Annotated in this window: 17 protein-coding genes and 2 tRNA genes; 3 read left to right on the forward strand and 16 right to left on the reverse strand. The window is 44.3% G+C overall.

All coding sequences use genetic code 11. The annotated features are described in order from the left end of the window. Positions 1–77: 77 nt before the first annotated feature. Together RIL182_RS17235 and RIL182_RS17240 are read right to left on the reverse strand one after the other, a co-directional pair. The gene (locus RIL182_RS17235; RefSeq protein ID WP_015560216.1) at positions 78–1,061 is read right to left on the reverse strand and encodes an AIR synthase family protein; all 984 of its coding nucleotides are present in this window, start codon (positions 1,059–1,061) and stop codon (positions 78–80) included. Between the two features lie 73 nt (positions 1,062–1,134). Beyond that, the gene (locus tag RIL182_RS17240; RefSeq protein ID WP_006856352.1) at positions 1,135–2,679 is read right to left on the reverse strand and encodes a VanW family protein; all 1,545 of its coding nucleotides are present in this window, start codon (positions 2,677–2,679) and stop codon (positions 1,135–1,137) included. A 291-nt stretch (positions 2,680–2,970) separates the two neighbouring features. On the opposite strand from RIL182_RS17240, the gene RIL182_RS17245 reads away from it, so the two are divergent. Further along, on the forward strand, positions 2,971–3,597 hold the full coding sequence (locus RIL182_RS17245) for a hypothetical protein (RefSeq protein ID WP_006856351.1): 627 nt from the start codon (positions 2,971–2,973) through the stop codon (positions 3,595–3,597). A gap of 47 nt (positions 3,598–3,644) precedes the next feature. Here the strand turns inward: RIL182_RS17245 and RIL182_RS17250 are convergent, their stop codons facing one another. The 8 genes from RIL182_RS17250 to RIL182_RS17285 all read right to left on the reverse strand — a co-directional run bounded on the left by RIL182_RS17250 (position 3,645) and on the right by RIL182_RS17285 (position 13,909). Continuing rightward, the gene (locus RIL182_RS17250) at positions 3,645–4,352 is read right to left on the reverse strand and encodes a 3'-5' exonuclease (protein ID WP_006856350.1); all 708 of its coding nucleotides are present in this window, start codon (positions 4,350–4,352) and stop codon (positions 3,645–3,647) included. Then, positions 4,330–6,204, reverse strand: a complete 1,875-nt coding sequence (locus RIL182_RS17255) for a B12-binding domain-containing radical SAM protein (protein WP_242655506.1) — start codon at positions 6,202–6,204, stop codon at positions 4,330–4,332. The genes RIL182_RS17250 and RIL182_RS17255 overlap by 23 nt, the downstream gene beginning before the upstream one ends. A 197-nt stretch (positions 6,205–6,401) precedes the next feature. Then, the gene (locus RIL182_RS17260; RefSeq protein WP_006856348.1) at positions 6,402–6,980 is read right to left on the reverse strand and encodes a manganese efflux pump MntP; all 579 of its coding nucleotides are present in this window, start codon (positions 6,978–6,980) and stop codon (positions 6,402–6,404) included. Positions 6,981–7,004: 24 nt separating this feature from the next. Beyond that, complete coding sequence (locus RIL182_RS17265; RefSeq protein WP_006856347.1) at positions 7,005–9,698, reverse strand: YhgE/Pip domain-containing protein; 2,694 nt, start codon at positions 9,696–9,698, stop codon at positions 7,005–7,007. A gap of 16 nt (positions 9,699–9,714) precedes the next feature. Then, the gene (locus RIL182_RS17270; RefSeq protein WP_006856346.1) at positions 9,715–11,844 is read right to left on the reverse strand and encodes an efflux RND transporter permease subunit; all 2,130 of its coding nucleotides are present in this window, start codon (positions 11,842–11,844) and stop codon (positions 9,715–9,717) included. Between the two features lie 154 nt (positions 11,845–11,998). Beyond that, on the reverse strand, positions 11,999–12,565 hold the full coding sequence (locus tag RIL182_RS17275) for a TetR/AcrR family transcriptional regulator C-terminal domain-containing protein (protein ID WP_006856345.1): 567 nt from the start codon (positions 12,563–12,565) through the stop codon (positions 11,999–12,001). Between the two features lie 18 nt (positions 12,566–12,583). Continuing rightward, the gene (locus tag RIL182_RS17280; RefSeq protein WP_022113317.1) at positions 12,584–13,636 is read right to left on the reverse strand and encodes an HD-GYP domain-containing protein; all 1,053 of its coding nucleotides are present in this window, start codon (positions 13,634–13,636) and stop codon (positions 12,584–12,586) included. Between the two features lie 42 nt (positions 13,637–13,678). Continuing rightward, positions 13,679–13,909, reverse strand: a complete 231-nt coding sequence (locus RIL182_RS17285; RefSeq protein ID WP_006856343.1) for a hypothetical protein — start codon at positions 13,907–13,909, stop codon at positions 13,679–13,681. A gap of 121 nt (positions 13,910–14,030) precedes the next feature. Here RIL182_RS17285 and RIL182_RS17290 point away from each other — a divergent pair, with 121 nt between their 5' ends. After that, positions 14,031–15,635, forward strand: coding sequence for a bifunctional diguanylate cyclase/phosphohydrolase (locus RIL182_RS17290; protein ID WP_242655505.1), 1,605 nt, complete (start codon positions 14,031–14,033; stop codon positions 15,633–15,635). Positions 15,636–15,770: 135 nt separating this feature from the next. On the opposite strand, the gene RIL182_RS17295 is transcribed toward RIL182_RS17290, so the two are convergent. Continuing rightward, positions 15,771–16,352 (reverse strand): HdeD family acid-resistance protein, encoded by a 582-nt coding sequence (locus RIL182_RS17295; protein ID WP_015522165.1) that lies wholly within the window; start codon positions 16,350–16,352, stop codon positions 15,771–15,773. Between the two features lie 191 nt (positions 16,353–16,543). On the opposite strand from RIL182_RS17295, the gene ybaK reads away from it, so the two are divergent. Next, entirely contained in the window at positions 16,544–17,041 is a 498-nt protein-coding gene (gene ybaK / locus RIL182_RS17300; RefSeq protein WP_044998769.1) for a Cys-tRNA(Pro) deacylase, read from the forward strand. 83 nt (positions 17,042–17,124) lie between these two features. Here ybaK and RIL182_RS17305 read toward each other — a convergent pair whose 3' ends face one another. The 5 genes from RIL182_RS17305 to RIL182_RS17325 all read right to left on the reverse strand — a co-directional run bounded on the left by RIL182_RS17305 (position 17,125) and on the right by RIL182_RS17325 (position 23,033). Next, positions 17,125–18,039 (reverse strand): SseB family protein, encoded by a 915-nt coding sequence (locus RIL182_RS17305; protein ID WP_006856339.1) that lies wholly within the window; start codon positions 18,037–18,039, stop codon positions 17,125–17,127. Positions 18,040–18,129: 90 nt separating this feature from the next. Next, positions 18,130–20,811 carry a cation-translocating P-type ATPase gene (locus RIL182_RS17310; RefSeq protein ID WP_134523423.1) on the reverse strand — a complete coding sequence of 894 codons (2,682 nt, stop codon included), beginning with the start codon at positions 20,809–20,811 and terminating at the stop codon, positions 18,130–18,132. A 98-nt stretch (positions 20,812–20,909) separates the two neighbouring features. Next, positions 20,910–22,598 (reverse strand): methyl-accepting chemotaxis protein, encoded by a 1,689-nt coding sequence (locus RIL182_RS17315; RefSeq protein WP_015522161.1) that lies wholly within the window; start codon positions 22,596–22,598, stop codon positions 20,910–20,912. Positions 22,599–22,783: 185 nt separating this feature from the next. Further along, a tRNA-Leu gene (locus RIL182_RS17320) sits at positions 22,784–22,867 on the reverse strand. 84 nt (positions 22,868–22,951) lie between these two features. Continuing rightward, positions 22,952–23,033: transfer RNA gene (locus RIL182_RS17325), tRNA-Tyr, on the reverse strand. Positions 23,034–23,053: the final 20 nt, after the last annotated feature.

The raw sequence follows: 23,053 nt of genomic DNA on the forward strand, positions 1-23,053 counted from the left end.
TTAATCCATAACAACAGATCTGCCCGCTAAACGAAACTTGCAGTCTGTTTTTGTGTGAAAAATCTGATTTTCACACATTATACAACTTTATATAATTCGTCCGTCTTCGGCGGCTCTAAAAACCGTCTCTCATCCTCATTTAATAAAACTCTGTCATTTCCGGCTGTTGCTTTTCCGATAATTGTTGCCGGTATTCCTGCTTTTTTCAGTTCATTTACCAGCAGATTGCCATCGGCTGCTGCCATCAGCATAGAACCGCTTGAGATCAGTTCATATGGGTTGATTCCGAAAAATTCACAGATCTCGATTGTTTCCTGACGAACGGGAATCTTTTTTAAATCGATTTCAAGTCCGACGCCAGATGCTTCTGCCATTTCCCAGAGTGCACCAAAGATACCGCCCTCTGTGACGTCATGCATAGCACTAACGCCAGACCGAACGGCGACTGCAGCCTCTGAAAGCACGGATAAATATACATCCAGTTTTTTCGCATTTTCGATAAATGGTGCAGAAAATCTTGTTAAAAGATCTTTTTCTTTTTCCTTTGCAATGATGGAGGTTCCCTCGATCCCGATCCACTTTGTCACAAGAATATCCATGCCCGGCTTTGCCCCTCCGGTAGAGATCAGGCATCCGTCTTTTACTTTGCCGACACCACAAACGGAAATAACCGGCTGGTTGACAACTGCCGTGATCTCCGTATGACCGCCCATGACCTGCACGCCTGCCTTTGCACATGCAGCTTCTACCTGCTGCATCATCTCTCTTAGATCAGGCTCTTCAATCTCCGGTGGAAGCAAGACAGTAAGCAGAACGCCGACCGGCTCTGCCCCGGCACTGGCAAGATCATTTGCCGTAATCTGGATTGCAAGTGTACCGATATCCTGTGCCGTTCCTGTGATCGGATCTGTTGACATCACAAGTGTCTCATCCTCTGCCAGCTTGACCGCCGCGCAGTCCTCTCCCACACCGGCGCCTAAGACAACCTCCGGTCTTTTGGTATGTATCTGTTTAAATACGGAGCGTTTGAGCACATTCTCCGGTACTTTTCCAATCTTCATCGCAAACTCCATTCCTGTTTATAGTTATAGGCTGTCTCTTACGAGGCAGCCTCTTTTTGTTTCTTATAATAAATTACTGACCATTTCCACCGTTATCTCCGCTGACGTCCACCTGTCCGTCTCCGACAATTGCCTGTTCCTCTGCAGACTGGTTCTCTGCCGGCTGTTCCGGTGTGGCTGCTGCCGCTGCAGTAAACTGGGCAACTGCGGCATAGATCGTTCCTTCATCACCGGTCGCCAACGCCGCACCGATTGTCGCTGATGCATTCGGATCTTCCGATGCCGTTCCAACGTTTACGATCTTTGGTGATGCCTTATAAGTACTCTTATTAAATACTTCGCGGCTCTCTTCGACACCATTTACCGTAACGACTTTCCAGAGCTGTGCCACATATCCGACATGTTTTCCCTGGGATACACTCATAGTTCCCACCGGATCTCCGGTTGCAACAAACTGTGTGCCCGGATCCTGTTCTGATACAACTTCACTCTCATATGTCACCTTACGGTTTGCAGGTCTTGTCTCTTCCCCGTAAATATTGAAGTAAACATTTTTTCCTGAAGTATATCCTTCAATATAGATCGGTACGTCCTGATTATTGACAAATTTTAAATCCTTGTAATCGCCTGCGATCGCAGCATCCATGGATGGTTTGACATAGGTAACGATCATAGAATGGTTCGAACGCTCGGTAACTTCAAGTTCCGCTAAAATAACTGCATTATATAATGTTGTGGAAACCTGGCAGACGCCACCGCCATAGGACTGTACGGTCTGTCCATTTTCATAGGCTCCGGCCAGTTCATACCCATTGGCTGCATCTAACGGTCCGATCGTCTCATAAACAGAAAACTCTTCTCCCGGATATAAAACAGTTCCATTGATCTTGCCTGCTGCCGTTGCAATATTGTCACAGCGGTTCTGGGTAGAAGAACTGTAATTCGTATTGAATCCACCGAGCAAATCTTTTACCTTAGAAAGCTCTTCCTCGCTTCCCTTCGGCTCCACGATCTCTGCTGTAAGTTCAATATTTCCACCCTGTCCGTCCCAGTCGTTACTGACGTAATTTTCGATCGCTGCAATCGACTTTTCTACGTTGACTTCAACACCCTGTGACCCTTTGATGATCTTAAATGTTCCATTTTCACGCACCAGACCATTGTCCACTGCCTTCTGATCGAGCTCATCCGCTTTCTCGGCAAGCAGTTCTGATACTGTATCATGATCTACGTTCAACACCATATCAATGACAACACTGCCATTTTCAAGGTCTTTCTTATCTTTGTATTTTTTAATCAGATTGCCGCTTTTTCCGACATCCATCGCCTCTGAAACAACATTCATATCGGTAAACTCGAGTGCCAGATCCGATGCCTTTACCTGCGTACTATGCTCTCCTGCAGTCAGTGTAAATACAGCTTCCCCTGCATTATTTACATAATCAGTCACTGCATTCAAAGCTTCCTGCTCTGTCATACCGCCGACATCAATATTGCCAATATAAACTCCCTGCGCAATACGGTCTGTGTCTTCCGCTTTTGCCTGCGTCGGATTTAAAATAGCGCCAAATGCCACGGCTAACCCCAGAGCTGCTAATATTTTACCTGTTTTTTTCATCTTTTCCCTCTGAAACTATTACTTTTGCTGAATCTTTGCTGTTCATTTTATCACAACTGCCCTCTTTTTCAAGGTGCATTACCACGAATATATTTGACTGTTTGCCCTGTTTTTAGTATATTTTACATGAACAGATTTATTACAACAGTGCCGCAAGTACAGTCGTAAGCAGCATCGTTCCAACCAGAATGATCACAACTGCTGCAAGTACTTTTTTATTTTTCTTTTTACTGAAATCATACATATAAATGTACCTCCATTTCAAAAAACACGGCACGGAAAGGATTTCACATGCCATTTTTAGGTTTATTCATTGCAGTTGTCTGCCTGTTCACATTTTTCCGTAAACGTTCAAACCGCTCCCAGGAGAACGTAACTGACCGCTTCTGGAAAAGGGAATCCATCGCAAACAACACCCGCCTACAGGATTTAAGCGGACTCCCCTATATTACCATACCTTTTGACAAATTTCCAATAGGTATGTACGAAAATGATTTATTAAAAAATTATGAAAATACCCTGCAGACGCTTTCCGGGCAAAAGATCGTCAATTTCGGCACACAGACCAATACTGATCTGAAGATCACTTACGGTACTGCCAGTCTCCCTGCCCTGACGGAATACGAACAAAATTTTACCACACTCTGTCAGACGCTTACCGCCTATGCCGGACAGCTTTTCGAACTCGGTCATACCGATGATGCCCGTACAATTTTAGAATATGGTATCAGTATCGGCTCCGACTTAAGCCAGAATTATCTGCTTTTAGCTAAGATCTATCAGTCTTCCGGCGAAAACGGACGGATCCGGGAACTCCTTGCATCCGCAGAACAGCTTGATTCTCTGATGAAACGTTCGATCGTAGAAAAACTGACCGCCATGCTCCCGGAAGATACCGCAAATACGCCGGTACAATGATCCGTATCATGCTTCATAGACATCCGGCTCGTTCCACACATAATATTTTATGGCATTTTCCCATAGGTGGCGATCAGCCGATCCGTCAGTCTTGATGCCTCGCTCCTTGTCATCTCCGGGAAATTTTCCGGCAGTTTGATCTGATAATGCGCCGCATATTCTCTTAAGTATTTTATCTGCCGTGCCGTTGCCGGCGTCTGTTTTTTCGCTTTATAAAGAAGCGGCTTTGGCATGAAATCTCCGGCAGATTCCTCCTCGTATCGTTCCCTGAGTGCCTCGTAAATCTGCCATGTTTCATATGCATCGTCAAATGCACGATGGGCATTTTCTCTTTTTACCCCAAAGTAGGCACACAGGCTTTCCAGATCCTTTTTCTGCTCTTTCGGCAAAAATTTCCTTGCAAGTTTTAATGTATCAACCGCACTCCGTTCCAATGGCATATTATGATTTACCGCCCACTGCTTTAAAAATCCATAATCAAAAATCACATTCTGCCCAACGATGATATCCTCTCCGATAAATTCAAAGAACTGCCGCATTGCCTCTTCTTTTTCCATGCCGCCCTGCACCATCGCCTCCGTGATCCCGGTAAGTTCAGTTACTTTTTCCGGTATCTTTACGTTCTGGCATAAAATTGCACCAAATTTATCGACCGCCTGATGGTTCCGGACTCTGACTGCCCCTACTTCTAAAATATGATCGGTCTTTGCATTCAGACCTGTCATTTCAAGATCAATGACTACATAATCCTGCATCCTCATCCTCCATGATCCACGTCACCTTCGCCTGATGGTCTAATGGATCCCTGTCCGTATAATCGAACAGCGCATACAATGGTTTTCCTGCCCGTTTGGGCAGTTCTTTTAATACCCGTTCCCCTTTATCCGGAAAACGATAGGAAAAACACTCCACATGCGACTGCTTTCCATTTTTGCAGTATGCCCGCGTCACCTGTTTCCATACACTTAAATCTTTTGCCCAGGCAGGCCTGCTCTTGCAGTTTTCACGGTAATAAAGATCAAAGATCAGGCTTTCTTTTATGATATCCAGGATTTCCAGATGATCAGCTTTTTTCCCTGCCTCCGTAATATTCCGCTGTTCTCCGGCAGTGATATCTCCGGCAAATGTTTCTTTGATAAATTCCAGCAAGATCTCCGAGCGCCGGATCCTCGCGTGGCTCATGCCAAAATAGCCGTTTCTCTCATAATATTTTCCAAGCTCCTGAAACATGAAAAATGCGCTCTTAAATAAAACTCCGAGCACCTTCATCGTAATTTCAAACTGCCCGCTGTTATAATACACTTCCAGCATCTCTTCCACCTGACGTATCTTTAAGACATCCTCATAGGGAAGCCACTTTGTCTTCAGCACTTCATAGGGCGGTCTGCTGTGGTATTCGATCTCATATTCTTTCGCATGCTCATACATATAGGAGCCCTTTAACACCTTTAAAAATCCAAGCTGGAGCTGGTTCGGGCGGAGTTCATAGATCTCATCAAAGGATTTTGCAAACGTGTCATAATCTTCAAATGGGAGTCCTGCGATCAGATCCAGATGCTCATGGATATTCTCATGTTTCTGAACTTCTTTCACAACTTCCTTTAACCGTTCTAACTGCATGGTGCGGTGGATCTCTTTGATCGTCGCCCCGTTCGTCGACTGCACACCAATCTCTAACTGGATCAGCCCCGGCCGCATCGTTCCGATCAATGCAAGTTCTTCTTCCCTCAAAAGATCTGCAGAGATCTCAAAATGGAAATTGGTGATTCCGTTATCATGTTCCTTAATGTAAGACCAGATCTCCATTGCATGCGCATGATTACAGTTGAATGTCCTGTCCACAAATTTTACCTGCGGCACTTCCCGGTCAATAAAAAACTGCAGTTCCTTTTTCACAAGCTCCGCATCCCGGAAGCGAAGCTGCTTTTCCACAGAGGAAAGACAGTAACTGCAGGAAAACGGACAGCCACGGCTCGACTCATAATAAATGATACGGTTTTTAAAATCGCCCGCCTTGTCATAGCAGAATGGAATGTCACTTAAATCGAGCATTTCCCGCGGTGCGGTAAAGATGATCTCATCCCCGTTCCGGTATGCGATCCCTGGGATTTCTCCAGGTTTCGATCTTTCCTCCGTGCTTTTACCCTCTCCTGTTCTCTGTGTTTCCTGTATTTTCTGCTTTTCTTTGTCTCTCCGGCTTTTCCCGGCATAATACTCCGCCAGCTCACAGAATGTCTTTTCCCCTTCCCCGATCATCACACCGGTGATCTGCGGGTGTTCTCTTAAAAAACTCTCCGTCTCATACGAAACCTCCGGACCTCCTACCCAGACCGGCACTTCCGGACGAAGCTTGTGAAATTCTTCCGCCAGTTCCTCCACAAATGCAATATTCCAGATATAACAGGAAAACATAAGAACATCCGGCTTCGCCTTGTAGATTCCCTCTAAAATATCCTCCATCTGGTTGTTGATCGTATATTCCCCGATCTCTACTGTATCGGAATCAGCCATGCCTTTTGCGTAATGTGCGGCATATGCACGCAGATTATACACGGCAAGGTTGGAATGTATATATTTGGCATTGATCGCCGTAAGTAAAATCTTCATCTGTTTTTTGCCTCCATTTTTTTCATTATAGCGAAGAAAAAACCTTGTTGCAACGTACAAAAAAATCCGGTTCCCCGCTGCCAGATTTTTACCTGACAGTGTGAAACCGGATTTTCTTTTCTTCATAGATTCGTGTGTCAAAAGGTGGTTTTCAATTTTAGGTCTGTCAAATTGCACAAAAGCGTACAATCTGTTATCTACCGCAAAATATGTCTTACGATAACGTCTATCCCTGCAATCCACAGAAGAATTGCTCCCGCAATATATGCTTTTGTCTTATGCTCAAATCCAAGGTGATATCCGGTATAGATACCGGTCACAACAACCGCGATCGTAAGTCCTGCGATCATCAGGAGCATGACAAGAAGATTTGTTCCCAGAAAGCCAAATGCAATGCCGGTCAGCAGGGTATAAATGCTGGTAACTGCCGCAATCGCCAGTAACTGTTTCCATCCAAGCTTCTGTTCACAGTGCTCTACAATGCGCTCATTTTTTATGGCTTTTGCAACCAGCCGCACTCCCAGGCAGAAAAAGATGGCTGCTGCAATGACAAACCCGGTCACTTTTTCATTGTGCGTTATGGTGTTACGGTACAAAAGTCCTGACAGGTAGCTTCCGACGAACAGCGCTGCCATCTGCCATGCAGCAATCAGTGCACACAGTTTGACAAGCTGTTTTTTGTCGATCTTTGCTACCAGTGATCCCTGACACTCCATGGCTGCAAATATATCCAGCGATATGCCTGCTATGATCAGCAGATTCTCCAACGCATTCATCTTACTCCTCCTAAAAGCGGTTCTTTAGTCTTCTGCTTTTACCGCATCCGTTTTGATAATAAATTTAACACTTCCGTTCACGCCATCTGCAATGTCAGTATAAGTCTGGTAATCAGCACCGGCATCTAATACAGCCTGGATACGGTCAACAAGCGGCTCGATATCGCCATTGTAGGAATTGATGATCTCATCGATTCCATCCTCGCTGAACTCAGTGATTCCATCTGCAAGCTGATGCGCTCCGTCAGAAAGTTCTCCAACACCATCAATGATCGCATCGGTACCATCACTTAAAGTACCTGCACCATCGTTTAACTTCTGGTTATTTGAAACAAGTGTGGATGCTCCGGTTGCAAGCTGGTCTGTACCGCTCTTTAACTGGTCAGCTCCGGTAGAAAGGGATCCGGCTTTCTCTTTTAACTGTCCGATACCACCGTCTAAGGTATTTAAACCATCGGAAAGATCAGATGCTCCTTTGTGCAGTGTAGATGCTCCGTCTGCCACTTTTCCAGCTCCCGTTGCAAGATCTCCGGCTCCTTTCTTTAACTTGGTTGCTCCGGTTGCAAGGTCAGATGCTCCTTTTTTCAGGGTTCCAGCTCCCGTTGCAAGATCGGCTGCTCCCGTCTTTAAGGTTCCGGCTCCGGTTGCAAGGTCTGCTGCTCCTTGTGCTACCTGGGCAGAACCGGCTGCTGCTGCATCTGCTCCGGTGGAAAGCTGGCTTGCTCCCTGTGCTACTTTTCCTGCTCCCTCTGCAAGAGATGCCGCTCCCTGCTGAAGTTTAGTAATCTGCTCCTGTGTATCCGGTTCCGTAAGTTTTCTCGACACTGTGTCAATTACACCTATCATACCTACACCTTCACCAACTTTTAGACTCGTTTGCGAAATTAAAGAAGATATTTTTTGAATCGCAGCAGATGCCCCTGCTACATCACTAATTGAATCAACTCCTATTGTTCCGCCAATCTGCGAAACTACCTGTGCATAAATATCGTTCGCTGCGGTTGTGTCACCTTTTGTCTCAGCAACAATACCCTGTATTAATGCGTTCTGCAGTGATGCATACTGCAGAACCGCATTATTTGCTGTGTCTTCCGATATCTCACCAATTGATGCTTTCGTCTCTGCAAGGTCAGTTCCCATCTTGTTCAACGTTCCGATCAATGTTCCCACGCCTGTATTTAACTGAGCCGCTCCATCCGATACACTCTGTGTTCCACTAACTAACGTTTTCATATTTGTTGCAATCGACTGCACCCCATCATTTAAGCTGGCTGCTCCACTCGATAACGTATTAGCACCATCGGAAAGAGATGTTGCTCCGGCAGATAACGTATCTGCTCCGGTGGAGAGATCACTTGCTCCGCCTGATAAGGTATTTGCTCCGGTAGAAAGATCTTTCACACCATTGGAAAGTGTATTCGCTCCGGTAGATACATCTTTTGCACCTTTCTTTAAGGTTCCTGCTCCGTCTTTTAAGGAAGATGCTCCTTTTGCTGCACTTGCTGAACCATCTTTTAAGGTTCCCACACCACTGATCAGTGTTGGTACACTTCCTGCTAAGGTATCCACACCACTCTTTAATGTTCCGATTCCTGTGGATAAAGTAGAAGCTCCATCCGTATAATCTTTGATACCGTTCTTTAATGTTCCGACACCGTCTTTAAACTCACCCATCTTGGATTTTAAAGTATCTACACCGTCTGCGAGCTCACCGGAACCATCTTTTAACTGATCTGTTGCATCTGTTAAAGTATCTAACATATCATCAACTTCAGAAAGATCTGCATCTCCGTCTTTGCTGATAAAGTTTGTTGCATTCATCACAACTGTCATTGTGGTGCTTAATGAGAAATTCTCCACATCTGCAGTTACTTCCACGTAATCCGGGATCGATACATCTCCGTCAAAATCAGAATCATCCACATCTAAGCTCTCTTTTAATCCCGGAAGTGCATATCCGACTACAATATTATTTTTGCCATCGGAGATTACTTTACCATTGGTAACTTTTACATTAGAAAAGCTGTCATCTAATACCATTCCGCTGATCGCAGCAAATGGGACATAGATTTCTTCCTCTTTTCCGTCGATCTTTGTTTTTACCGTCTCATTGTTGGTGTAATCAAAACGGATCGTTACTTTTCCTGATTTTCCTGCAAGTTCTTCCGGCTTTACTTCCTTACCATCCAAAGAATAGGTAATTGTCTGGGATACCGGTGTCTCTTTTGTGGAGGTTCCCTGATAATAAATATCGTTGCCGTCTGCCTGCCAGGTCAGTTTGCTGCCATCCTGTTTGAATGTCTCATCACCTTTTACATTTTCGATGTCCTTTAAGTCTGAAGCATCTTCGATGGTATCTTTATTTCCATCATTGATCAGATGATCGGAAACGATCACTTTGCGCTCTTTTCCGGTACTGTCTGCAAGGACATATACGGTTTCTTCCTTGCCGATCTCTTTCTCGCTGAACTTGATGCTGTCATCTAACGCATCTTTTAATTTGCTCTCAGCATCGGAATCTTTTGTATCTGATTTTTTGTTGTCTTTTTCGGTACTCTCTGTGCTCTCAACACTCTCAGTGCTCTCCTTTGCTGCTTTTGCTGCAAAAACGTTTGCGGTGGAAACTCCTGTTCCAACCATTCCGACAACCAGCACACCTGCGATAATACGAATCACATATTTCTTTGTAAACTTTTTCTTTAATTCCGGTAATTTCATCTTTTTTCCCTCCTATTTACTGAACTGATGCATCTTTTTTGTAACGAAAACCTGCACTTGTTGCACAGATCAATTTATCAAATACCATAAACATTGCCGGCAGAATAAATGCTACGACGACCAGACTGATCAGGGCACCTCTTGCAAGAAGCATACACAGGGAACTGATCATATCGATACTGGAATAAATTCCTACACCAAATGTTGCCGCAAAGAAACTTAACGCACTGACAATGACAGACTGCAGTGAACTGTCTAATGCGGTTCTTACTGCATCACGTTTTTCTGCTCCGTGGTTTCTTGCTCTCTTATATTTGTTGGTCATAAGAATTGCATAGTCAACGGTTGCACCAAGCTGGATCGTTCCAATTACGATCGAAGCGATAAACGGAAGAACCGTTCCGGTATAATGCGGAATACCCATGTTGATGAAGATTGCAAATTCAATGACCATAACAAGGATGACCGGTAATGAAATTGATTTTAATACAAATGCAATGATAATGAAGATCAAAATAATCGAAACTGCATTTACCGTATTAAAGTCTGTATTCGTAATGGTGATCAGATCCTCCGTACATGGAGCCTCACCAATTAACATTGCACTGTCATCGTATTTTTTAATGATATCACGGATTGCATCACACTGTGCATTTACTTCATCCGATCCGGTCTTGTATTCAGACATCACATAGATCATCTGATATTTTCCATTATCAAGCATTTCCTTGATATCATCCGGGATCATGTCTTTTGGTACGGTCGGTCCCATAACGGAATCAAGTCCCAATGCCAGTTTGACACCGTCTACATCAGAGATCTCATTTTCCATATTTCTTGCATCTTTGGAATTCAGCTCACTGCTTGCAAGGATCACATGAGTTGCACCCATATCAAAATCATTTTCCAGTGCATTTCCTGCTTTTACACTCTCTAAGTTATCCGGAAGAGTTCCTACCAGATCGTAATATACCTGATTGTGATTCTGTCCGTAGAAAGCAGGACCAATGATCACTAAAAATAAAATAATGAAAATCCAGTAATGTTTTGTCACAAATCCACCGATACGTCCAAGATCCGGTATGATGGCTTTGTGCCTTGTCTTTTCAATCCATTTATCCATTGCAAGGATCATGGCAGGAAGAATTGTAACACAACCGACAACACCAAATACAACACCTTTTGCCATAACAATACCAAGATCCATACCAAGTGTAAATGTCATGAAACACATTGCAAGGAATCCGGCGATCGTTGTAATGGAACTTCCGACTACGGAAGTTAACGTCTGTGAGATTGCATGGGACATCGCACGTTTCTTGTCATCCGGATAACGCTCCTGATTTTCCAGGTAGCTGTGCCATAAGAAAATGGAATAGTCCATCGTAACTGCAAGCTGCAATACCGCTGCAAGTGCCTGTGTAACGAAGGAAATCTCTCCGGCAATAAAGTTCGTTCCAAGGTTATATACGATTGCCATACCGATACTCAGAAGGAAGATAAACGGTAAAAGGAATGAGTCCATCGTAAGTGCAAGCACCAGTGCGGATAATCCTGCTGCGATCACAACATACATGATGACCTCACTGTTACAGATCTTTTTGATATCGGTAACGACTGCGGACATACCGCTCAAAAGACACTGTTCATTGGTCAGTCCCCGTATCTCCTCGATGGCATCAAGTGTTTCATCTGCTGACATGGACGTGTCAAATGTAATGATCATAAGCTGGCTGCCTGTGTCTGCATTCTGCAGGGAATCTTTTAAATCATCCGGCAGCATATCCATCGGGATTGAGATATCAGCGAGTGCGCCATACCATAAAACATCTTTCACATGATCGATCTCTTTTAGCTTATCTTCTAACTGTGAAATCTCTTTTTCCTGCATGCCGTCTATGACCGCCACGGAAAAAGCACCTGTTCCAAACTCATCTAACAGGATATCCTGTCCTTTCATCGTCTCAATATCTCCCGGGAGATATGAGAGGATATCGTAATTGATTCGCGTATTCATGTAGATGATCCCGGTAGGTATCAATAACAGAAAACTCAGGATCAGAATCGGAATACGGAATTTCACTACCCATTTTCCAAACTTAATCATCTTTTTCACTCTTTCTTTCTTTTTATTTTCCTGTGGCATACATTTCTCCCTGCCACAATTTCTTTTAGTGTAAAAAAAAAGACTGAATCTGAAAAGATTCAATCTAATTTCTCTGTAGTATCTTATTATACAAATTGCCCAAAATGTATATTAAAGTTAACATTTGATTCTGATTGTATATATGGAACAAAGGTTAAAGTTCCGCTAAAATATCTTCCATGGATCTCTTTATGATGTAATCATAGATCTCTGCTAACTCCCTCGCTGAGATCGTCATCCCGGACTGAATCCAGTTCATGACAATATAGCACATGGACTGTGCATAATACGCAGCAATACGTTCCGGTGTCAGCCAGACATACTTTGGTTTCTTCGTGGCTGCCGAACGTTCAAACACCCGCAGGAACACTTTCATAATACAGGATTGTGCAATGCTCTCAAACGAATTTTGTCCCTCCAGACGGCTCGCCTTCTGATAAAACTCCTTTTCTTTTTCAATGTTGGAAAACAAAAGTACCAGTGCCTCATTTACCATTCCGTTTTGTATCAGCGGCTCTGCCGGAGCGATCAGCTGTGTATCTATGATCCACTCCAAAAGTTCGTATTTGTCCTGAAAATGGTTATAAAATGTCGGCCGTATCACGCCTGCCTTATCTGTAATCTCTTTGATCGTAATCTTCTCGATCGGATGTTTTAATGCAAGCTCTTTAAAACTTTCTGCCAAAAGCGTATCTATCGCGCTCTTTCCCTGTCCAGTCATATCTCCCTCAAAGTTTTCTTACATAATCATTCTTCCAATGGTAATGCTAAGTCCTTCCGGATCATCCCGCAGATTGAGCATCCCGCCCGTCTCCACGATCCGTACCAGCGGTCTTAACGAAAAGTCCCTGAAATTCTTCGCCACAATACCATGCTGCCCGTTCGACAGCAATACTTCACATCCAATCGGATATACCGCCATTCTGCGTAAAAATATATTGACTAACTTCGGGGCAAATTCTGCTCCCGCCATCGCCATCATATATTCGATTGCATCCGCCGGCGAGAGCTGTTCTCTGCCGGGACGTTTCGAGATCATCGCATCATAACTGTCCGTGACTTTAATGATCCTCGCATATAACGGGATATCATCTCCGGATTTTCCGATCGGATAACCCTCACCGTTATACCATTCATGATGCATCATGACTCCGGCAGAAACAACGGCCGGAAAATGGTAGGATGTCCTTAAATATTCAGCACCAAGTTTCGGATGACTCTTCCACGCTTCCCGTTCAGCCCCTTCAAGCGGCCATTTTCCGTTGGCAATTTCTTCCGGTAAAAACTTCTTTCCTATATCATGCAGCATTGCTGCAACTCCAAGATCGTATAATTTGCTTCGCTCCAATCCGTATCTTGCACCCACCATGATCGAAAGCACACCGACATTTACGGAATGGTAATAAATATATTCGTCATAGTTGCGGATGTCCATCATATTAAACATTACATCGCCATTTTTCAAGATGTCTTCCACAACATTTTTCACAGTCATACGCAATTTTACTTCATCTACCGGCAATTCACTTTCATCCGTATCAAAATCAAACAGATCATGTATCAGCTTCAATGCATGACAGCGCACCTGCGGCGTGAGCACCTGCTGTATCTCAATCCCGCATGTAAATTCATCATCTATGTATATTCCAGGATATCCGAGAAACTCCAGGTTGGATATATATTCTGACGTCAGAAGCAGATGCTTTGCAAGAAGCAGTCTTCCCGCTCCATCATAAATATCCTGTCCAAGAGCCATTCCCGGCTTTAACCTGCTTGTCGGTATATAGCGCATGTACGTTTCCTTTCAAATTACAGTACCTTTATTTTATAACATTTATTCGTCAAATTCAACTGTCACAAAGTACCCTTTTGGAGTTTCTTTGACATCCACAACCTTTCCTTCCCCTGATTTGATCCGTTCACTTACCGCATAGTTAGCAGACATTGCATATGCTTTCCCAAGTGTATAATAATAGGAACCCGGAAGTTTTCCCTCTGTGATCGGCAAAACATCTCCAACTTCAAGTAATCCCGTACGCTCCATTTTAAACTCTTCGCGTCTCATTTTCTTTCCTCGTCTTTCTTCTGCAATGAATATATCAAAAGCACCATTGTCACATCAAAAGCATTATAGTATAATATTGCTACATTCTCAAGAAAAATCACTTCCGGAGGCTCCTTACCATATGTTGTCAGAACACAAAGATACGATTCTGGAAAATTTCCTGTCGTCTGCGATCCGCACTTTAAATACTGATGAAATTTACAATATCCTGATAGATTCTCTCATTTTGATGCTGAATCCCCAGGGACTTTTACTAACACAGAATTTAAACACCAGACGTTCCTTTTACACTGTACGCAGATGGGGAGATATTTTCTTTGAAAAAGATTACTCCGTTCCTTCTGACGCATTTCTCGAAGAGATACTGCACCAAAAAGGTTTTCTTGTAACAGGATCAGATTTTCTTACGGACAATCCTCTGTTAACTCCCCGGCAGAGCCGCTGGCTCGCACAGCAAAATATTCACGCAATTAAGGCGATCCGTTATCAGCAGGCTGTCATTGGTCTTTTGTATATTGCTGACGATGCGGACCGCATCTACACCGAAGAGGAACTTGTCTGTCTCGACCGTATCTGTTACTATGCTGCGTATCTTCTGCGCAACGCCAACCTGTATTATAATGCTTACCATGCTTCGATCACAGACAGTCTTACTTCCTTATATAACAGAAAACATGCCTTTGAATGTATCAAAGATGCCTGTTCGACGGATACCCCGATCAGTCTGATCCTGCTCGACATTGATGATTTCAAGCTCTACAATGAGCTTTACGGTGCCACGGAAGGAGATAATCTGATCACGCTCTGTGCACAGGCAATCCTTTCAAAGATCAGCCCGTCTGACCTCGCATTCCGTTATGGTACAGATGTTTTTATGATACTGACACAAGGGGATGATCCCACCAGTGCAGGTGCACTTGCTAATGAGATCATCCATAATATCATCAGTCTGCGGAGCAAAAACGATACCGTGTGGGACACAAGCATTACCTGTGGTATATCCACTTTTCCATCTATTTCTCCAGATGCGAAAACACTGCTCCATAATGCAGAACAGGCGATCTATTATGGTAAACTAGGGGGCAAAGGTCACCTTACCGTTTACCGGACCGGTCTTGAGACACGTTCCACCGATTCGAACTTAAGAACTGCATACGAACGTGTTGCGCCTACCATCTATGCACTGACCGCTGCGATCGATGCCAAGGACAGCTACACATTTATCCATTCCATGAATGTGTCGAAATATGCTGTGATCTTAGCCAGAGATCTTGGCATGAGTGAAAATGACATCGAACTTGTGCGTGATGCCGGTATGCTGCATGACATCGGAAAAATCAGTATTCCGGAACGCATTTTACAGAAAACCTCGCAGCTGACACCGGAAGAATATGAGATCATGAAGACACATGTTGAAAACTCCACAAAAATGATCCGTTATCTGCCGCATATGGATTATGTAATTCCTGCAGTACTTGGTCATCACGAACGGTATGATGGCACGGGATATCCGCGTGGTCTTGCCGGTGAGGATATTCCTTATATGGCAAGAATACTTACCATCGCCGATTGTTTTGATGCCATGACTGCCAGACGTCCATACAAAAAGCCGCTCTCTGTCTCCTATGCTATCAGTGAACTGAAAAAAAACAGTGGAACACAGTTTGATCCGGAATTAGTCAACGTATTTATCCGGCTTATCAATGAAGGTAAAATTACAGTATAGCGCAGTCTGGGCAATCAGATGCAGCTTGCTCAAATATTCTATTATCACGAACCAAAAAAGTGTCCCTGAAAATCTTTTATCCAGATTTTCAGGGACACTTTTTATATCTGTTTCTCTTTCTTTCCGCTTAATCACTTAATCGATTTCTTTATAATCTACGTCGACTGCTTTCGCTTCCTGCTCCATATCTTTCACCGTCCGCACCGTCTTTGTCACAACCCACAGATCACTGATTCCATCATAGATCAGGGCTGCTCCTACAAACTGCATGGCAAGTTTGACCATGCCAAACGCATTGACAATGCAGAGCACGCCAAATGCAATACTGATAATGGCAATGATCAGCATAATCCACCATCTGTCATATCCGCCATTCTTTGATTCTAACGCCATTTTCACATCCTGCACACCGTGAACAGCAAGTATCACACCGATCACGATCGGTACCAGGCTCACGATACTGCTCGGTTTTAAGAAGATCCATACACCGACGATCAGCACGATCAGCCCAAGGATTCCGGTGAACATATAACCGTTTCTATTGGTAATATAGGAAAACAGTTCTACCCCTCCAAGAATGATAAGTCCTGCGGCAAGCACTTTACATACGATATTGATCGTCTCTCCCGGCCATACGATCAGAACCACGCCCAATGCGATGCATAAAACTGCTGACATTATTGCATCCGCCTTTACTCTCTTAAAAAAATCTTTCATACTCTGCCTCATTTCCCGCCACACATGTTCTTATATGTGGCGCATTTTAATTCACCTCATATATTGCCTTAATTTCCCCTATTAGAATAACATTTTTTTATTTTTTCGTAAACATACATTCTGTTTCAGTTGTCTATTTTTTGCTGTGGTGTTACAATGAGCGCAGTTCATTCATGAAAGGAGTTTTCTCTATGGGAAAAGAAGTAAAAACAAATGCCATGCGCATTTTAGACCGCAATAAAATACCTTATGAAATTATCAATTATGAGTGTGATGAATTTATAGACGGTCTACATACCGCAGAAAAGACCGGTGCTCCAGTAGAACAGTCGTTTAAAACGCTCGTTATGTCCGGCAAGGCTGCCGCCGGCGGGAACAGACAGTATTATGTTTTTGTCGTACCGATCGCAGAGGAAGTCGATCTGAAAGCAGCAGCAAAATGTGTCGGTGAGAAATCACTCGAAATGCTTCATGTAAAAGATCTGACACCACTTACCGGATATGTGCGCGGCGGCTGCTCTCCGCTTGGCATGAAAAAGCAGTTCCCGACGGTAGTACATGAAAGTGCTGCATCCTTTGATAAGATTTATATCAGTGGCGGACGTGTCGGCACTTCCATTACGGTCAACCCGGATGCACTCTTAAAAGTGACTCGCGGACAGTACGCAGATATTATCCAGCACAACTAAAGACAATTCGGGTGTCAAAAGTTGTGAACCACCTTTTGACACCCGAACTTTATTATTTCCTTATAATTGTGCTATTTTTGTTCCTAACTTGTCATCTCTGCACCTTCGCCTCTGGCAAGATCCATGATCTTCTGAAGTTCAGCGCCTTCTACCGGTGCAACACCGTGATCGATATGTTTTCCATCCTCTAAAAATTCGCCCAGCATACGGACATCCTTTTCTTTGGACATTTCAATCGTATAGTAACCTGCTTTTCCGGTTTTTGGATTGATCGTCAGATAAATACGGTAGCAGAGTGGTGGAACTAACCCTTTTTCCGGGAGATCCACACGGACTAATGTCAGATCCTCTGCAATGTCAAGTGCCATAACGGAATAATCATTCTCGGTGTATGGATTTAACTTCGGCTCCTTGAACACGCCTGCAAAAATCTCATTGATAAAAGCCTCTTTTTCATCACACAGTTTGTTCATGAACTCCTGTTTCTCGGTAAACAGACGCTTCGGTAATACGCCAAACTCAACCTGGCGTTTTACAAATACCTGGAACTGTGCCGGTGTCATCTTCACCTGTTTCATCTGCGCTGCACGTTTTGCTGCCTGCTCATCAGCCTCATGTAACTTCTGTACAAGCTCTGTCTTTAATACGAGGTTATCAGAAAACGGATTGATCACCATTCCTGCAAGTTTTAACTCCGGTTTTACAACGATATTATTACATGCCGGGAATGGCATATTAAGCATCGCCTGGCTCTTTGGCTCCTCCGGAATCTGCTCTTTTGACGTATATACAACCAAAAACTGCTCTTCATTACTATTCTTTAAAAAACATGGAATCGGGCGATCCGGTGCCTGCAACATCGCCGGTACAAACAGCTTTGTCGGACGGAGCAGATTAAGAACCGTGGTAAGACGTTCTTTGGTCCGGTCTGCGGCATATTCCTTAATAGCCTCCTCAAGTCTGTCGTTCGTGATTTCCATTGTCATTTTCTCTTCCATAATTTTCCAATATCCTTTCCTGCAAAAACCTGCCCAAAACTTACGGACATCTCATTATATCACACCCCCCGCAAAAAATGAATGTTTTTTTTAGCTCCAGCGCCCGCCGGATGAGACAGCCTGCCCTGTTGCTTCTTTTCTATTTTCCCTATTTTCCTTTTCACCCAGACAGCTTCCGAATACTAACAGTTCATGTGCAAACAAAGGCATGGATGCAAGCACTAACAGTTTTACCCATTCAAGCAGTGTCAGTCTGCAGGTTCCAAACAGAACGACAAAATAAGGTACCTCCGTCACAAGCAGCTGCAGTCCCATCCCGATCACAAACGCAGCGATCATCAACCGGTTTTCCAGGTGATTCATCCGGAACAATGACGTTTCAACATCACGCATGCCGATCGCATGAAACAGCTGTGACATTCCAAGCACTGTAAATGCATAGGTCTGACAGCGGTTTAAAAGCTCCGTGTCCACAAGCAGTGTCCTTATCGCAGCCGGTGTGATCTGATTTCCCGCCCGGAGCAGAATCCCCACCGGGAGCTGCAAAAATGCCACCATACTGATCAATGCGATCAGCGCTCCATAAAAGCAGGTACAGTTTAATCCACCGCCCGCAAACAGGCTCTCATCTTTTCCACGCGGTGGTCTGTCCATATAGCTTTTATTTTCTTCCTCATCCACACCAAGTGCAAGCGCCGGAAGGGAATCTGTGATCAGGTTGATCCAGAGAATGTGGCTTGATTTTAACGGTGCCGCAAAACCGCACGCCACAGACACAAGCATTGTTATGATCTCCCCAAAATTAGAGGAGAGCAGAAATATCACGGATTTACGGATATTTTCATAAATGCATCTTCCCTGCGCGATGGCCTTTGCGATCGTTGCAAAATTATCATCCGTCAGCACGATATCCGCCGCATTTTTTGCCACATCCGTTCCCGCCTTTCCCATGGCGATCCCGACATCCGCTGCTTTTAGGGACGGCGCATCATTGACGCCATCTCCCGTCATCGCAGTAATCTCTCCGTTTTTCTTGCATGCCGCCACGATACGCACTTTGTGCTCCGGTGAGACATGTGCAAATACACGCACCTTTTTTATCTTCTCCGCGAGCATTTCATCCGTCATTTCCATTAATTCCTCCCCGGAAATGCATTCGTTTTCTTCCGACGCAATGTGCAGTTCTTTCGCAATCGCAAACGCCGTGTCGATCCGGTCCCCCGTGATCATGACCGTCTTTACACCCGCACGGTAAAATTCCTGCACAGCATCCTCTGCCTCCGGGCGTATGGGATCTGCCATTCCGACAAACCCGATAAACGTTAACCCGTTTTCCTTTAAACCGGAGGCCGGATTTCTCATTCCAAGTGCCAGTACCCGGAGTGCCTCCCCGGTAAACGCATGGATCACCTGATCGATCTCTCTGCGTTTCTCCGGCGTCATTGGAATCCGCCCGCCACCTTCCAGCAGAAATGCAGAGCGCTCTAAAATTTCATCCGGTGAGCCTTTGGTATAAGAAACATTTTCTTTTTCCCCACGATGCAGAGTTGTCATCATTTTCCGTTCAGAGTCAAATGCGATCTCCTGCGTTCTCGGAAAACTTTCTTCTAAACGCTCTCTTTGTATCTCAAACCCTGCCGCCATATCGAGCAGCGCAAGTTCTGTCGGATCGCCGATCCGCTCTCCACGGATGGACGCATCGTTACAAAGTGCATATCCCTCCAGAAAATACCGGTCTTTTCTGCGGTTTAACCGCTTTGGCTCACAGATTTTCCCATCCGTATAACATTTCGTCACCGTCATACGGTTCTGCGTCAGCGTTCCCGTCTTATCCGAACATACCACACTCACACAGCCTAAGGTTTCCACACTCGGCAGTCTTTTCACAATCGTATTGACCTTTACCATGCGTGATACCGAAAGTCCCAGTACCATCGTAACGATCGCCGGCAGTCCTTCCGGGACTGCTGCGACCGCCAGTGATATCGCGGTGATCAGCATTTCTGCGACATTGCGTCTCTGCAAAACCGCCATCACAAACAGCAGGATACACAAAAAAACGGAAACTGTACCAAGAATTTTCCCAAGATCCGCAAGTCTTTTCTGCAGCGGTGTCAGTTCCGTTTTTGTCCCGGAAAGCAATTTTGCGATACCGCCTATTTTCGTATCCATCCCGATTGCAGTGACGATCCCCTCCCCACGGCCGTATGTGACATTTGTGGTCATATATGCCTCGTTCTGATCGGTCGTATTTTTTGAGACCGGGACAGATTCTCCCGTCAGCGCCGACTCCTCGATTTTTAAATTAACCGCTGATATGATCCGGATATCTGCCGGTACCTGCCGCCCTGCCTCAAGACAGACAATATCCCCGGGAATCAGATCAGCAGCAGGAATCTCCCGGATTCCATCCTCATCATGGATCAGGGCATGCGGGCTTGTCATTTTTTCCAACGCCTCTAACGCCCGTTTCGCCTTTCCCTCCTGGATCACTCCGACCACGGCATTTAACAGTACTACTGCAAGTATAATGCACATATCTCCATATTCCCGCAGCAGCAGGGATATTGCCGCAGCCGCAAACAAAATAAAAATAAGCGGATCGCAAAGCTGTTCCACAAAACACGACAGCATCGATTTCTGTTCTTCCTTATCCAACAGGTTGTATCCCCGCTTCTGCCCATTTCCCTGTTCCTTTGACTTCTCCTGCATCATAGCCTCCCTACCGCATACTTTCACACAGATATCCCGGCGGAGGGCTTTTGAATTCATAGGACATAATTTCCTATGAATTCAAAAAAGCCTGCCCTCATAATCTGTGATTACCACATCTTATGAGGACAGGCCATAATTCATGACAACGGATTCGCCTATCTTAAAACAAATTTGCCAACGATCTCACGGAGCTCGTCTGCACAGGAGTAACACTCAGATACCATATCATGTGTAGCACCTGTTTTCTCCACCATACCGCTTGTCTTTGACGCAATATCGGATACACCGACTGCTGCTTCTCCCACAGTATCGTTGATACCGCTTAATGCCTGTGCGATCGACTCGATCAAATCCGAGAGCTGCAGCATAGAATCTTTTACCTGATTCATGTTGGACTTGAATACATCTGCATCATCCTGATACTGGGCACCTACCTGTTCAAATTCTTTATAATCTTCAAGTACGGTCGTCTCCAAAAATCCGGTTGTCTCACTTAAGCACTCTGTCATATTACCAACTGCTTCATTGACAGCCTTTACAATATTACCGATATCTGCGATTGCTTTTGAGGTCTGGTCTGCAAGACTTCCGATCTCTGTTGCAACAACTGCAAATCCACGTCCTGCTTCTCCGGCTCTCGCAGCCTCAATACTTGCATTCAATGCTAAAAGTCCGGTCTGGGAAGAAATTTCCATAATGGTGTTAGTCAGCTCATTGATCTTTTCAACTGCCTTTGATCCCTCGATCGCCTTTTCGGATTTTTCTTTCACATTCGTATACATTTCCATGGTACGGTTACTTGCAGTTACTGTCTTATTACACAGATTCTTTGCTCTGTCCATAACCTCATTGGAAACATCTGCACCTTTTTCAGCCATTTCTGTAAGTCTGTCAGCTTCCTCTTTCATGGTGCCGACATTTTCATTGATATTTACAGTCGTTGCTGCAGTCTCCTGCATACCCGCTGCAAGCTGCTGGCTGGTTGCGGAGTTATCTGAGCACATGTGATCCACCGTCTCAGTTACCTGTTTTAATCCATCTACATTTCCGGTAATCTGCTGGCTTGCTGTGTCAATATTTGCAACCATTTCACGCAGATTTCTTCTCATAGCACGGAGTTCCCGCGCCATAAAACCGGTTTCGTCTGTTCTTTTACATAAACCGTCACTCTTTGCATTATGACTGAAATTCAGATCTGCAGTATTTTTGATAATCTCTGTCAGATGTTCCAGTGGTGTACAGATGAAGCGGCTTAACAGATATCCAATAATCACACAGACAACAAGTGTAATTCCTGCTGTTATACTCATAAACCAGATCATCTGATTAACCGGTTTTACAATCTCATCTTTGTCAGCAGTTACAACCACGATCATATGGTCTGGTGTCAGCGCATATCCGGCATACTTGATTCCGCCATTAAATTCATATTCAACAACAGCATCCTCCGGAACAGTTCCGGACGCAAGCTGTGATACCACCTCTTTAACCACAGTGTTTTCAACTGGCTGCCCAATCTTATCTGCGGTCGGATGATAGATCATCGTACCATCTTCTGATACCAGATATGCATATGCACTCTCTACTCCTGTCATGTTGATCTCACTTATGATTTTCGAATATTCTTCATCTGTTGCAATATCTGCCGGAATATTCCCGATCGTCTGTGCTCCCATCTCTGCAAGACTCAGAATATAATTTGAATTTACGTTTTCAACAACTTTCCTCGATTTTGAACTGGCATTGATCACACTCCCTACAAGAGACACAACAACAATAAAAACCGCCAGCAAAGTAATTTTCGCTGAAATTGAATGAATGAATGTTACTTTTTCCTGTTTCATCGTACCTTTCTTCCGTATCAAATTTGAACACGGTTTCCCCTTCTTAGTGTTTTTCAGAATTATAGCACAATTTTATTTGAAATGCATTTTGTTTTCATTAAAATTTCAAAATTACTTATTATAATTTTTAATGAATTAAAATAAGACCCTGTTAACAGGATCTCTCTTTAGAAGAATCTCTATAATGCCGGCGACCGGAATCGAACCGGTACTGTATTTCTACAACAGGATTTTAAGTCCTGCGCGTCTGCCAGTTCCGCCACGCCGGCATTTTCCATATGTACTGCTTCCTATGTTCAAAGGCTTTCACTCACGAGCTACTTAAAAATGCCTTCCTACCGGACAATACACAATGGGCAGAGGTGGATTCGAACCACCGAAGCAAATTGCAGCAGATTTACAGTCTGTCCCCTTTGGCCACTCGGGAATCTGCCCATTTATCAGATACGCAAAAT

The sequence above is a fragment of the Roseburia intestinalis L1-82 genome (assembly GCF_900537995.1).
Taxonomy (GTDB): domain Bacteria; phylum Bacillota; class Clostridia; order Lachnospirales; family Lachnospiraceae; genus Roseburia; species Roseburia intestinalis.

Excerpts from the sequence above, each read along its gene's own strand:
- RIL182_RS17295 (WP_015522165.1), bottom strand. The coding sequence starts at position 16,352 with ATGAAAGATTTTTTTAAGAGAGTAAAGGCGGATGCAATAATGTCAGCA.
- RIL182_RS17305 (WP_006856339.1), bottom strand. The coding sequence starts at position 18,039 with ATGGAAGAGAAAATGACAATGGAAATCACGAACGACAGACTTGAGGAG.
- RIL182_RS17240 (WP_006856352.1), bottom strand. The coding sequence starts at position 2,679 with ATGAAAAAAACAGGTAAAATATTAGCAGCTCTGGGGTTAGCCGTGGCA.
- RIL182_RS17260 (WP_006856348.1), bottom strand. The coding sequence starts at position 6,980 with ATGAATGCGTTGGAGAATCTGCTGATCATAGCAGGCATATCGCTGGAT.
- RIL182_RS17250 (WP_006856350.1), bottom strand. The coding sequence starts at position 4,352 with ATGCAGGATTATGTAGTCATTGATCTTGAAATGACAGGTCTGAATGCA.
- RIL182_RS17245 (WP_006856351.1), top strand. The coding sequence starts at position 2,971 with ATGCCATTTTTAGGTTTATTCATTGCAGTTGTCTGCCTGTTCACATTT.
- RIL182_RS17270 (WP_006856346.1), bottom strand. The coding sequence starts at position 11,844 with ATGCCACAGGAAAATAAAAAGAAAGAAAGAGTGAAAAAGATGATTAAG.
- RIL182_RS17285 (WP_006856343.1), bottom strand. The coding sequence starts at position 13,909 with ATGAGACGCGAAGAGTTTAAAATGGAGCGTACGGGATTACTTGAAGTT.
- RIL182_RS17255 (WP_242655506.1), bottom strand. The coding sequence starts at position 6,204 with ATGAAGATTTTACTTACGGCGATCAATGCCAAATATATACATTCCAAC.
- RIL182_RS17310 (WP_134523423.1), bottom strand. The coding sequence starts at position 20,811 with ATGAATTCAAAAGCCCTCCGCCGGGATATCTGTGTGAAAGTATGCGGT.
- RIL182_RS17275 (WP_006856345.1), bottom strand. The coding sequence starts at position 12,565 with ATGACTGGACAGGGAAAGAGCGCGATAGATACGCTTTTGGCAGAAAGT.
- ybaK (WP_044998769.1), top strand. The coding sequence starts at position 16,544 with ATGGGAAAAGAAGTAAAAACAAATGCCATGCGCATTTTAGACCGCAAT.
- RIL182_RS17235 (WP_015560216.1), bottom strand. The coding sequence starts at position 1,061 with ATGAAGATTGGAAAAGTACCGGAGAATGTGCTCAAACGCTCCGTATTT.
- RIL182_RS17315 (WP_015522161.1), bottom strand. The coding sequence starts at position 22,598 with ATGAAACAGGAAAAAGTAACATTCATTCATTCAATTTCAGCGAAAATT.
- RIL182_RS17290 (WP_242655505.1), top strand. The coding sequence starts at position 14,031 with ATGTTGTCAGAACACAAAGATACGATTCTGGAAAATTTCCTGTCGTCT.
- RIL182_RS17265 (WP_006856347.1), bottom strand. The coding sequence starts at position 9,698 with ATGAAATTACCGGAATTAAAGAAAAAGTTTACAAAGAAATATGTGATT.
- RIL182_RS17280 (WP_022113317.1), bottom strand. The coding sequence starts at position 13,636 with ATGCGCTATATACCGACAAGCAGGTTAAAGCCGGGAATGGCTCTTGGA.